The organism is Sorangium sp. So ce381 (assembly GCF_051473845.1).
Classification (GTDB): domain Bacteria; phylum Myxococcota_A; class Polyangia; order Polyangiales; family Polyangiaceae; genus Sorangium; species Sorangium atrum.
In genome coordinates, this window is record NZ_CP150336.1 from 7,190,250 (window position 1) to 7,202,252 (window position 12,003).

9 protein-coding genes and 1 pseudogene are annotated in these 12,003 nt (G+C 72.7%); 2 read left to right on the plus strand and 8 right to left on the minus strand.

Features of this window, described 5'->3' with window-relative positions:
- Positions 1-160: 160 nt before the first annotated feature.
- The 3 genes from WMF29_RS26765 to WMF29_RS26775 form a co-directional block, all read right to left on the minus strand.
- A complete protein-coding gene (locus tag WMF29_RS26765) occupies positions 161-562 on the minus strand; it encodes a group II truncated hemoglobin (protein WP_437322976.1) in 402 nt (133 codons plus the stop codon).
- A 47-nt stretch (positions 563-609) separates the two neighbouring features.
- Complete coding sequence (locus WMF29_RS26770; RefSeq protein ID WP_437322977.1) at positions 610-2,148, minus strand: FAD-dependent monooxygenase; 1,539 nt, start codon at positions 2,146-2,148, stop codon at positions 610-612.
- 87 nt (positions 2,149-2,235) lie between these two features.
- On the minus strand, positions 2,236-2,883 hold the full coding sequence (locus WMF29_RS26775; RefSeq protein ID WP_437322978.1) for a TetR/AcrR family transcriptional regulator: 648 nt from the start codon (positions 2,881-2,883) through the stop codon (positions 2,236-2,238).
- Positions 2,884-3,254: 371 nt separating this feature from the next.
- On the opposite strand from WMF29_RS26775, the gene WMF29_RS26780 reads away from it, so the two are divergent.
- Positions 3,255-4,913, plus strand: a complete 1,659-nt coding sequence (locus WMF29_RS26780) for a hypothetical protein (protein WP_437322979.1) — start codon at positions 3,255-3,257, stop codon at positions 4,911-4,913.
- A 130-nt stretch (positions 4,914-5,043) separates the two neighbouring features.
- On the opposite strand, the pseudogene WMF29_RS26785 reads toward WMF29_RS26780, so the two are convergent.
- From WMF29_RS26785 to WMF29_RS26795, 3 genes and pseudogenes are all read right to left on the minus strand, one after another.
- Positions 5,044-5,205: pseudogene (locus WMF29_RS26785) on the minus strand (chlorite dismutase family protein); the annotation flags it as partial.
- Positions 5,166-6,221, minus strand: a complete 1,056-nt coding sequence (locus tag WMF29_RS26790) for an S-adenosylmethionine:tRNA ribosyltransferase-isomerase (protein ID WP_437322980.1) — start codon at positions 6,219-6,221, stop codon at positions 5,166-5,168. The gene WMF29_RS26790 and the pseudogene WMF29_RS26785, both read right to left, overlap by 40 nt.
- Positions 6,218-7,030, minus strand: a complete 813-nt coding sequence (locus tag WMF29_RS26795; RefSeq protein WP_437322981.1) for an SDR family NAD(P)-dependent oxidoreductase — start codon at positions 7,028-7,030, stop codon at positions 6,218-6,220. The genes WMF29_RS26790 and WMF29_RS26795 overlap by 4 nt, the downstream gene beginning before the upstream one ends.
- Before the next feature lie 90 nt (positions 7,031-7,120).
- On the opposite strand from WMF29_RS26795, the gene WMF29_RS26800 reads away from it, so the two are divergent.
- Positions 7,121-7,681 carry a helix-turn-helix domain-containing protein gene (locus WMF29_RS26800; protein WP_437322982.1) on the plus strand — a complete coding sequence of 187 codons (561 nt, stop codon included), beginning with the start codon at positions 7,121-7,123 and terminating at the stop codon, positions 7,679-7,681.
- Positions 7,682-7,799: 118 nt separating this feature from the next.
- Here WMF29_RS26800 and WMF29_RS26805 read toward each other — a convergent pair whose 3' ends face one another.
- Both WMF29_RS26805 and WMF29_RS26810 read right to left on the minus strand, forming a co-directional pair.
- Entirely contained in the window at positions 7,800-9,977 is a 2,178-nt protein-coding gene (locus WMF29_RS26805) for a family 1 glycosylhydrolase (RefSeq protein ID WP_437322983.1), read from the minus strand.
- 92 nt (positions 9,978-10,069) lie between these two features.
- On the minus strand, positions 10,070-11,998 hold the full coding sequence (locus tag WMF29_RS26810) for a glycoside hydrolase family 2 protein (protein ID WP_437322984.1): 1,929 nt from the start codon (positions 11,996-11,998) through the stop codon (positions 10,070-10,072).
- Between the last annotated feature and the right edge of the window lie 5 nt (positions 11,999-12,003).

Sequence of the window (12,003 nt, forward strand, 5' to 3'; positions counted from 1 at the left end):
GCGCCGCACGCCGGCCTGGCGCAGCGGATCCCCGTGCGCTGGCGGCAGGCGTCTCGCGCGACCTCACGAGAGCGGACGACGTATCGTACGAAAAATCGGGGAGCGATGGGGGCGTCGAGACGCGCGCGACCCTGCGCGCCGCGCCGGCCGGCCCTTCCCGTCAGCCAGGACGGTTTCGCATGAAGTCCGCCACCTCGACGAAGCGCTGGTCGAGGAAGGCGCGGAGCGGCGCGGGCACGTCGAGCTCGGCCATGGCGGCCCGCATGCAGCGCATCCAGGCGTCGCGCATCGCCACATCGACCGGGACGCGGGCGTGGCGCATCCGCAGCCGCGGGTGGCCGTGCGCCGCGATGTAGTCCTGCGGCCCGCCGAGCCAGCCGATCAGGAAGAGCGCGAATCGATCGCGGCTCTCGCGGGCGACCTGGCCGGCCTCGTCGCAGACGTGGAGGCGCGCGAGCGCCGGCTCGTCGCGGCCCATGAGGTCGTAGAAGCGCTCGACGAGCCGGCGCACCGCCGGCTCGCCGCCCAGCAGATCGAAAGGGGTCTCGGACGGCTCGGCCATGGGCGATGCCCTCTACCGGATCTGCGCCGGCGCTGCACGCCGCTGGCTCAAGCCGCGACCGAGGTGCCGCAGGCCGCGCCGAACCACGTGGTGAGCGCGCGGCGCAGCCGGCGGTGGGAAGAGGCCTCGGGCTCGCCTGCCGCGGCCGCCCAGGCGACGTAGCCGTCGGGGCGAATCAGCATCGCCTCCGCCGGGCGCGGCAGCGCTGCGCAGCGCGCGCTCACGACGTCCACGCGATCGCCCCAGGGCGCAGCCACGCCGCCGAGCGCGGCGCCGCCGGTCATGTCCAGCAGCACGCCCCTGGCCCCGTGCATGAGCTGCGCGACCCGCGTCTCCCCCTTCTGCGTCGTCAGCGGGACGTCCGGCGCCCATCGCCCGAGCAGCGGATGCTGCTCGCCGGGCTCGGTCGACATCTCGTAACGGACGTCGGCCGCGTCCAGCATCTCGACGACATACCGCAGGCTCTCCTCGTGCTTGAGCAGCTCGCCGACCAGCTCGCGCAGCGCGGCGACGCGCTCGTCCCGCATCATCAGCGCGCCCTGCGCCCGGGTGTGCATGATCACGCGCTTGCCCTCGGGGAACCGCTCCGCGTGGTAGGTGTCGAGGAGCCCCGGCGGCGCCCAGCCGCGGACCTCCGCGGCCAGCTTCCAGCCGAGGTTGACCGCGTCTTGCAATCCGGTGGTGAGGCCCGGCCCGCCGGCGGGGAGATGGATATGCGCCGCGTCGCCCACGAGCAGCACGCGGCCCGCGCGGTACGTGTCCGCCTGCCGGCTGGCGTCGGTGAACCGAGACAACCACCGCACCTCGCGGACGGGCAGATCCTCGCCGAGCGCCGCGCGAACGCTGGCCTGCAGCTCGTCGAGCGTCATCGGCGCGTCGCGGTCGAAGTCCTGCGGATACGGCTCCGACGTGACCACGCGAAACACGCCCGCTCCAAGGGGAACCAGGGCGATCCCGCCGAGCCCGAAGCGAACGCGGCGACCGCCGGAGAGGACGAGGTGCCCGTCCTCCGTCGCGCCCTCGGCCAGCGTGACGTCGGCGAGGCGCAGGAGCCGAGAGGGCGGGAGACCAGGAAAGCCGATCCCGGACAGCTTGCGCACGGCGCTGCGGCCGCCGTCACACCCCACGACGAAGCGCGCTCGAAGCGGGTAGTCGCCGTCCGGGCCTCGGACGGCGATCGTCGCGCCCTCCCCGTCCTGCTCCAGCCCGATGAGCTCGTGACCTCGACGGATCTCCGTCGTCAGCTCGCGCGCGCGCTCTTCCAGCAGCGCCTCTATGCGCGCCTGATGGATGCTCAGGAAGCGCCTGGAGACGCGCGCGTGCTCGCCGCCGACGGCCAGCGGGATCCCGCCGAAGTGCACGAAGCGCGTCATTTCTGCGGCGCTCTGCTCCGCGCGAAAGCGATCGAGAAGGCCCCTGTGGTCGAGGATCTCCACGGCGCGCCCGCCGAGGCCGAGCGCCTTGGAGAGCCCCGTGGGCTCGGGCAACCGCTCCAGCACGACGGGGCGCACGCCGGCCAGCCGCAGCTCGCAGGCCAGCATCAAGCCGGTCGGACCGCCGCCCACGATGACGACATCGACGTTCATACGCGCTCTCCTTGTCGAGAAAACGATCGATTGACAACGATTGATCAGCGACTACCAGCGGGCGACGGCGGATCGACGAGGCTCACGTCATGTGGTCTCTCCGGCGCCCGCGCGGCCGCCCCATCCAGGCGTGGTCACGCCATCCAGCACGAGGCTCACGGTCTGCTCGCCGAGGCGCGCGGCGAGCTCGAGATCGCACGAGAGGCGCGCCCGAAGGTCCGAGAAGCGCGGCCCGAAGATGCCGATCCCGGCCAGCGCCCCGACGACGGTGCAATAAAGGAGCTCGAAATCGCAGTCTCGCCGGAACACCCCGCTGGCTTGACCGCGCGCGTAGAGATCGCGCAGCTGCGATGGAAGCATCGCGAGCGTCGCGGGCGGCGCGGCCTGCCAGCCGCTCATCGCCTCGTGCATCGCGAGCGGCATGCACAGCGGGCGCGAGAGGAGCAGCCGGAAGAACATCGTGAACGCGCGCCAGAGCCCCTCGCGCGGCTCGAGCGCCGCCGACGCCTCGAGCGCCGGCCGCCACCCCTCGATGAGGCCGGACCACTGGTCCTCGAGGACCGCGCGGTAGAGGCCATCTTTGCTCCCGAAGTGATGGTAGATCATGCGTTCGTTGACCCGGGCGCGCCGCACGATGGCGTGCACGCGAGCCCCCTCGGGCCCATGCCGCGCGAACTCCTCGGCGGCGGCGTCGAGCAGCGCCCGCCGCGTCTCCTTTTTCTCGTCTGCCGGCATCAGGTAAATGTTTATTTACTCATGAACGGTCGGCGGTCAAGGGCGCGATCCGGCCGCGTCCCCTCTTGAGGGGACGAGGCGCCCGGCGCGAGCTCTTCCATCTCGGCCTCGGCGGTCGAGCCCGCGTTGGGTCCATGCCTCCCGGACGGCTGGGTCCTCTTCCGCTGTGGCCCGATGTGGGCTCGACCGGCCGCCTCCAGCACGGCGCACCGGACGCGGAGCTCGGCGCCGCGGACAACGCGCGATCGAGCGGCGAGCGGCGCCAGACTTCACCGATTCGACTCGTCAGAGAAAACCGGCGATTCCGTGGGCCTCTTGCTGTAGGCTCGGCCCCAGGTCAGGTCTGGCCCCTGGCCAGTGTGCTTGTTGGCATGAACCAGAAAACGACATTCCTCCCTGCGTTGGTGCTCGCTGCGGGCACGCTCACGATGAACCTGACAGGCTGCGAGCTCATCGTCGCCGTCGATCGCAGCCGGATCTCCGACACGGGCGGCGCTGGCGGCGCCGGCGGGACCGGTGGCTCCGGAGGCGGCACGACGACGAGCAGCAGCGCCAGTTCGTCGTCAGGCACCGGCGGCTCGGACGGCACCGGCGGCTCGGATGGCACCGGCGGCTCGGATGGCACCGGCGGCTCAGGCGGCACCGGCGGCTCGGACGGCACCGGCGGCTCGGACGGCACCGGCGGCTCGGACGGCACCGGCGGCGCAATGGCATGCCCCGGCGGCGCGACATCGTGCGACACGATCGGCGATTGCCCGGCCCCGGCCACGGAGTGCGTGAAGGCCACGTGCGAAGCGGGGTGCTGCGGCACGACCAACGTGCCCGACGGCACCGTCACGATGGCGGGCCAGGCGGCGGGTGACTGCAAGCAGCAGGTCTGCGACGGCAGAGGCGGCACGACGTCGATCCGCGACGACACCGACAAGCCGGCCGACGACGAATGCAACGTCGGCACGTGCCCGGGCGGTACTCCGGGTAGCTCACCGAAGACCGCTGGCACGAGGTGCACCACCGGCGGCAAGGTCTGCGACGGTAGCGGAGCCTGCGTCGGCTGCCTCTCGGGCACCGACTGCACCGCGCCCCAGGTCTGCGATCCGAGGGGCACGCACACGTGCGTGGACGTGTCTTGCACCGACGGCGCGCTGAACGGCAGCGAGACCGACGTCGACTGCGGCGGCATCGACGACGGCTCCGGCTGCACGCCCTGCGCCGACGACCTGGAGTGCGCGCTCGGTTCGGACTGCGCGAGCGGCTACTGCAACACGGCCGGCAGGTGCGCGACGCCCGGCTGCATGGACACCGACCAGAACGGCAACGAGACCGACGTCGACTGCGGCGGCGCCTCCTTCCAGGGCGCTCCGGCCTGCGACAAGTGCGGTGTCGGGAAGAAGTGCGGCGTCGCGGACGACTGCACCACGGGCTTCTGCAGCGGCGGCACCTGCGAGGCCAAGCCGGACGGCGCGCCCTGCGGGACCAACGCCGAGTGCTCCAGCGCGCGCTGCGTCGACTCCGTCTGCTGCGACACGGCGTGCACCGGCGCCTGCCAGGCGTGCTCCGCGGCCAAGAAGCTCCACGGCGTCGACGGCGCCTGCGGCTACATCGCGGCCGGCGGCGATCCGGACGACGAGTGCCCGGACACGGGCGCGGCGTCGTGCGGGACCAACGGGTCCTGCGACGGTACAGGCGCCTGTCAGCGCTACGCAGCGGGCACGGAGGTGCCGTCCGGGCAGACGCCGGGCGATTGCCAGCAGCGCGTGTGCAACGGCGCCGGCGGCACCACGACGGACGAAGACGTCACCGATGTCCCGGTGTCATCGACCGTCTGCTTGACGGACGCCGCGTGCACTGGAACGCCGGCCATGCCGAGCTTCGCGACGGCGCCGGCGGGCACCGACTGCACCGCCGACGGCCTGCCCGGCAAGACGGTGTGCGGCGGCGGGCTCGCGGCTGGCACGTGCGTCGAGTGCAACGACGACTCGAGCTGCACCTCGCCCGCCAGGTGCAACACGACGACGAACGCCTGCGAGTGATCGCGACAGCGTGGAGGGCGCCCGGGGCGACCTGGGCGCCTTCTTCGTTTTGTCGGCGTGCTCGGGTTCAGCAGATCTCGGGGCGAGAACGATCGCAAAGACGGGTCGGTCGGCGCGAGCCGACTCCATACTATGCGCGCGACAGGCGCGCTTCGACTTCCCGCTCCACGTAGGACCGCTCCTCCGTCTCACGCAGCCTGCCCACGAGCTCGTCGAAGCCCCCGGCGTCGCCCTCGGCGAACTCGAACCAGGTCAGGAAGTCGAACGGATCGCTGAGAGCCCGGCGGTGGAACTGAGGACAAGATAGGAGTCGCCGAACTCGTGACAGAGATACCCTGCCTGCTCCGCGTGGGCGTTCGCGCGGTGGAGCAGCGAGGCCGGCGCGAAGGCCTCGAGGAGCCGGAAGTGGCTCTCGGTCGGATCGTGCACGCCGGTCAGGAGCCCGTCGACCACCCTCGGCCGGAAGCCGTGGTGAAGGATCAGATCGGTGATCCCCGGCCCGGCCCGCAGCTCACCCCCGTGCTGGGCGGCGCAGCCCTCGAGCGCGCGCGTCACCGTCGTGCCGACCGCGATGACGCGGCGCCCGCGCGCCTTGGCCTCACGCACCGCAACCACCGTCTCTTCCGGGATGTCGAAGCGCTCCGGCAGCGGGAGCAAGGCGTCGAGCGCCGGATCGCCGGTCGACGAGATCCCTGCGGCGTGGGTGAGCGAGGCGATCCGGACGCCGCGGCGGATCAGCTCGAGCAGGAGCCCCCAGACGAGCGGCCGCCCGGCCGACGGGAGCTCGGCGCAGAGAGGCCGGCTCGCATAACGCGTCTGCGCATGCCAGATCTCGAGCGGGCCCGCGACGTACGCATACTGGATCGGGCGCCCCCTCCGGTAGAGCGCCGACCAGAGCGCGGCGCCCCGCTCCCGAAAGGCGATCTCCACGAGGCGCGCCGCGGTCCTCCGCTCGATCACGGCCGACAGATCGTCTCCGAACGTCACCGTGTCCCCCGCGTCGAGGGCGGGCGGCGCCGGGCGATCCTCGGTGCGCGTGTGCCAGTCGCCGGCGCCGAACAGCAGGGCCGAATAGCGCCCCTCGGACAGCTCGCCGATGAGGCGGACCTCCACCTCCTCACCGCGCTCGGTCGCGCCGTGGAGCGAGGCCGGCAGCGTGGCGCCGTCGTTGACGACCAGGAGATCGCCCGGCTCGAGGAGCGCGGGCAGATCCGCGATGCGCGCGTCGCGCAGGCGCCCCTCTCGCGGGTCCACGTGGAGGAGCCGCTCCTCCAGCGGGCTCTCGCGGGGCCACGTGGCGGGGCTCATGGCGCCTCCGGGAGCCGCGCGGCCTCGACGCGCGCGCCGCTCGGCACCTCGCCGGCGCGGCCGACGAGCCCGACGACGCGCCTCGCCACGTCCGCAGGATCGGCCAGCGTGCTCGGGTCGGCGTCGGGGATGGCCTCGGCGTGCATCCGCGTGTTCATCTCGCCCGGGTCCACCGCGTAGAACGAGACGCCCGTGCCCTCGAGCTCGGCGGCCCAGGTGCGGCTCAGGTGATCGAGCGCCGCCTTCGAGGCGCCGTAGGCGCCCCACCGCGGATAGGCGTTCACCGATGCGTCCGAGCTGATGTGGACGACGACCCCCCGCCGCCGCAACGCCATCGCGCCGGCGATCACCTTCGTCAGGCGGAACGGGCCGACCACGTTGACCTCGAGCACGCGCCCGAGATCCTCGCACTCGGTGTCGAGCAGGATCGGCAGCGGCGTCTTGCCGAGCGTGCTCGCGTTGTGGATGAGCAGGTCGATCGGCCCGACCAGCGCCGCCGCCGCGCCGGCGATCGCGTGCGTCTGGCCCTTGTCCCCGATGTCCGCCGCGAGCGCGTGCGCCTCCCCGCCCTGCGCGGCGATCTCGGCCGCGACGGCCTCGAGCGCCGCGCGCTCGCGCGCCACCAGGACCACCTTCGCGCCCTGCCGCGCGAGCTCCCGGGCGAGCGCGGCGCCGAGCCCGCGGCTCGCCCCGGTGACCAGCGCCGCCCGCGGCGCGAACCGCTCGCCCCGCGCGGCGCGGGGGAGCGGCGGGCGGGAGCTCGCTCCGGCCTGGATCAGCGCCTCGCTTCCGGTCGATTCGTCGTTCATGGTGCCTTCCTCCTCGACACCAGCCTAATCCGCGCCGGTCCTCTTGTTGGAGCGCTCTCCAATGTCTTGGAAGAGTGCTAATCTCCGGTCATGGACCAGGACACGGAGCTCTCGGGGCGGCTCGCGAAGAACATCAAGCAGCTGCGCGAGGCGCGCGGGCTGACGCAGCAGCAGCTGGCCAAGCTCGCCGGCGTGCCCCGGGCGACCTGGGCGCACCTCGAGTCCGGCGCGGCGAACCCGACGCTCGGCGTGCTGCACAGGGCCGCCGCCGCGCTCCAGGTCTCCATCGAGGAGATGCTCTCCGCCCCCCGCGCCACGTGCCAGCTCTACGCGCGCGACACGCTCCCCACGCGCTCTCCCGGGCAGGCGTTCGTCCGCAAGCTCCTGCCGGACCCGATCCCGGGCATGGAGATGGATCGCATCGAGATCCCCCCGGGCGGGCGGATGACGGGCGTCCCGCACACCCCGGGCACCCGCGAGTACCTGACGTGCGAGTCGGGGGGGCTGCTGCTCGTGGTCGGGGGCGAGCGGTTCACGCTCGGCGCGGGCGACGTCGCCGTGTTCCGCGGCGATCAGCGCCACTCGTACAACAACCCCGGCAAGCAGCCGGCGGTCGGCTACTCGGTCGTGGTCCTCGCGCGCGTGCTCTGACGGGGGCGCTCGACGTCGGCGCTTCTTCGCCTGGAGAGCGCCGCGCGCGCGAGCAGCGCGTACGCCGCCCCTCCGCCGCCCCTCTGCCGCCCCTCCGATTGCGCCTCGCGGGCCAGCGCTATCCGGCCGCCAGCATCGGTCCCGCCCGGTGGCGGGCATAGTGCTCGATGGCCTCGGGCAGGGACGGCAATGCGGCGCGGCGGCGGCTGTGGAGCCCTCCCTGGCGAGGCAGGTTGGCCCGGAGCCCGAGGGTGCGCGCGGGGCAGGCGTGCACCGCGCGCGACGGCAAGCCGAGCGCGTCGCACATCATCCTCGCCCAGGAGGCGAAGCTCAGGACCCCGTCGTTCGCCACGTGCCATACGCCCTCGGCCTGGTCGATCGCGAGATCCAGGCACGCGTGCGCCAGGTGCGGCAGGTAGGTGGGCGACACGAAGAGATCGTCCGCCGCGCGGAAGAGCTCCCCGCGCTGCACGATCGACAGCGCGAGCGCGGCGAAGCTGCGCGCCTCGAGCGGCCCGAACAGGCTGCCCGTGCGGACGACCAGCGCGCCCGGCAGCGCGTCGAGCGCGCCCCTCTCTCCCAGCGCCTGCGCCTCGCCGTACGCGTTGACGGGCGCGACCGGGTCATCCTCGATGTACGGCTCGGCCTTGCTCCCGTCGAACACGAAGGCCGACGAGAACATCAGCAGCCGCGCGCCGCGGCGCCGGCACGCCTCCGCCAGCAGGGTCGGCCCGACCACGTTGGCGCGGCGGCACGCCTCGATCTCGTCCTCGGCCTCGTGCACGCGCGTGTAGCCCGCCGCGTTGATCACGAGCCACGGGCCGACCTCAACGAGCGCGCGATCCACGGCCGACGCGTCGGCGATGTCGAGGTCGCTGCGCGCCATGGCCCGGACATGGATGCCGCGCTCCTCGCACGCGCGCATCAGCGCCGCGCCGCGCGCCCCGCCCGCGCCCGCGATCAGGATCGGGCGCTCGCGCGGCCTGCAGACGCCCCGCGCGGCGGAGCGCGGCACCCCGTAGAGCAGCCGCTCGTCGCGGCCCCACCAGCCCGGAGCCCCGGCGAGCGGGTGCTCGCTCCGGCCGGTGGACGCGAGCTCCTTCGCGACCACCGCGAGCGCCGTGGGGCGCGGCGCGGGCCCCCGCACATCGAAGGCCCCCGGCTCGTAATGGCCGCGCGCCTGGGTGACCAGGCTGTCCCAGTCGTACGCCCCGAAGGACGACCACAGCGTCACCGCCCGCACGTCGGCGCCCTCCGCGCGGGCCGCGTGCGCGCCCTCCCAGGCCTCGACCAGCCAGCGGATCTGCTCCTCCGGCGTGCACCCGAGGTGGACCTCGGTGATCGCGACGGGCGTCATGTACCGCTGCCACACCTCGCGCAGCGCGTCGCGGTGCCCGAGGATCCCCTCCCGCACGCGCACCGCCTCCACATCGGCGTACGCATCGCGCCCGTTCCCGCCGTGCGTCCAGGAGGGGTAAAGCTCGAGGCGGTGATCGAGGAACCGTTCGCTCGTCAGGTAATAGTTCACGCCGATCACGTCCGGCGGGCACGGCTCCGCCGCGAGCTGCGCGAGCTCCTCCTCGGTCGCGCCGCAGTCGCGGAGGTGCCGGTGGAGCGGGTGCGCGGCGCCCACGCGCCCGAACAGGAGATCGAGGCTCAGCCAGCGCCGGTGGTTCTCGAACGCGGCCTGGTACGCGAGCCTGGGCGTGCTGGCGGTCGCGCCGAAATCCTCCGTCTGCACGAGCCGCGCGTCCGGGCGCGCGCGCCGGATCGCGCGCATCGCGGCCGCGGTGGCGCGCGTCTCCACGAGCAGCGCGCGCAGGAACGAGGCCGAGTCCCGGCGGTGCGGGTACCAGTGTCCGTAGAGCGCGCTGAAGCGCGCGGTCGTGAGCGGCTCGTTGACCGGCGTGAAATCGCGCACCCACGGGTAGCGCTCCGCCACCGCGCCGGCGAACTCCGCGAGGCCGCTCGCGAAGCTGTCCTCCATCAGGCTCGTCCACGGCGGCCCGCTGCCGTGGTGCACGAGCCCGACGATCACGTCGACGCCGAGCTCCCTCAGCCGGTGGAGCCGCTCGTCTGCCCAGGAAAAATCGGCGCTCCGCAGGCCGCTCGGCGCCGTGCGCTCCCAGAGGATCGGATACCGGACGGCCCGCATGCCGAGCCCCGCGAGCAGGTCGAGATCGGCGATGCGCTCGTGGTGGCCCGTGCGCTCCAGCTGGTCGAAGTACCTGTCGCCGACGCGGTTGATCGTGCACTCGACGCCGCCCCAGAGCGCGATCCCGGCGCCATCTCTCATGAGGCGAGCCCCCCCGCCAGCACCGTCGCCCGTCGGTCCTGCGCGCGCCCCTGGGCCTCCACGACGGCCCGCCCCACCCTGCCCGCGCGCCGTCATCGCGGCGCGCCCATGTCCGCGAACCCGGGCATGTCCGCCAGCGCCGGCATGTCCGCCAGCCCCCCGTCGATCGACGCCGAGGGCGCCTCGTTCGGGCCGAGGAGCGAGATCCCCTGCGTCGCCGCCGCGATGCTGTGCAGCGGGAACTTCGGCGTGCGGTCGGCGTACAGGAGGCCATTCGCTTCCTGGTACGTGTCGGCGAACTGCGTGTAACAGAAGCCGGCTAGGAGCTCGAGGGAGTTGATCACCTTCATGAGCGCCGTGTAGCGCTCGGCGAGCTCCTCCGGGGTCCTGCACGCCGAGTACCCCCACGTGCCGCTCTCGCCGCTCACGGGCGCGACAGCGATCCCGCCGAACTCCGACAGCACGATCGCGGTCTCGTGGCTGACGGACGGATCGAGCACGAGGGCGCGGCCCCCGGGCCTCTCCCGCTTCAGCAGCTTGGGCACCACGTCGTGCGCAAAGTAGCGGCCAGCGATGCGCTCGGGCGACGGATCGTAGTCGTGGATCCCGATGATGTCGGTCGCCACGCTCTCCCACCCGTCGTTGCCGATGACCGGCCTCGTGTAGTCCATCGATCTCGTCAGGTGATAGAGCGCCTGCACGTAGTGCCTCTCGTTCGCGTTGTCGGGCAGGTTCGGGACGCCCCACGACTCGTTGATCGGCACCCACGCGACGATGCACGGGTGGCTGAGATCCCGCCGGATCGCCTCCAGCCACTGCCGCGCGAGCCGCTCGATCGACCTGCGCGTGTGGCGGTAGGCGCTCGGCATCTCCTCCCAGACGAGCAGGCCGAGCTTGTCGGCCCAGTACAGGTACCGCGGATCCTCGATCTTCTGGTGCTTCCTTGCGCCGTTGAAGCCCATCTGCTTCGTGAGCTCGACGTCGCGGCGCAGCGCCTCGTCGTCGGGGGCGGTCATCCCCGTCCCGTCCCAGTAGCCCTGGTCGAGCACCATCCGGAGCAGGTACGCCCGCCCGTTCAGGAGGAAGCGGTCGCCGCGGACGGCCACCGAGCGCAGCGCCGTGTAGCTCTTCACGCGGTCGATCGTCATGCCGGCCTGATCGTAGAGGACGATGTCGGCGTCGATCAGCGTCGGGCGCTCGGGGCACCACAGGAGCTCGTTGCGGAAGTCGTCGATGCCCGGATCGGAGAGCGTGATGCGCCGGTGAACCTCCCCGGCCACGACCGTGTACTGATCGTTCGCGATCGTCATGTCGCCGATCCGCAGCCGCACCCCGACGCGCGCGCCCTCCACCGGCGCGTTGGCCACGTGGACCTCGACCGCGATCTCCCAGCGCTCGAGGTTCGGGGTCCACCTGAGGTAATCGACGTGCATGCGCGGCACGCGCTCGAGCCACACCGTCTGCCAGATCCCCGTCGTCCGCGGGTACCAGATGGAGTGAGGCTCGAGCTTCCAGTCCTGCTTGCCGCGAGGCTTCGCGAGCTCGTTCGGATCGTCGTACGCCTGCACCACGATCGTGACGCTCTCGCGCCCCTTGGCGTGCGCGGTGATGTCGATCTCGAACGGCGTATAACCGCCCTCGTGGTCGCCGGCGAAGCTGCCGTCGATCCACACCCTGGCCAGGTAGTCCACGGCGCCGAAGTGCAGGATGAGCCGCTCGGATGCGTCCAGCTCCGGCACCTTGACCCGCCGTCGATACCAGCAAGCCTTGAAGAAGCCGGCGTTGCCGATCCCGCTCCGCGGCGTCTCCGGGGCGAACGGCACCTCGATCGTCCGGTCGAAGCGCGCGTCGGCCGGGGAGGACCACTCCGCCCGGGGGTCGAGGGCGAACTCCCACGGCCCGTTCAGCGAGGCCCAGTCTTCTCTCCGGAGCAGAGGGCGCGGGTAACCTTGGCCGCCGCTGTCGGCCGTCGGCGGCACCGAACCTGGAATACCGATCTGTGCGAGGTGCTGTCGAGACATGGGTC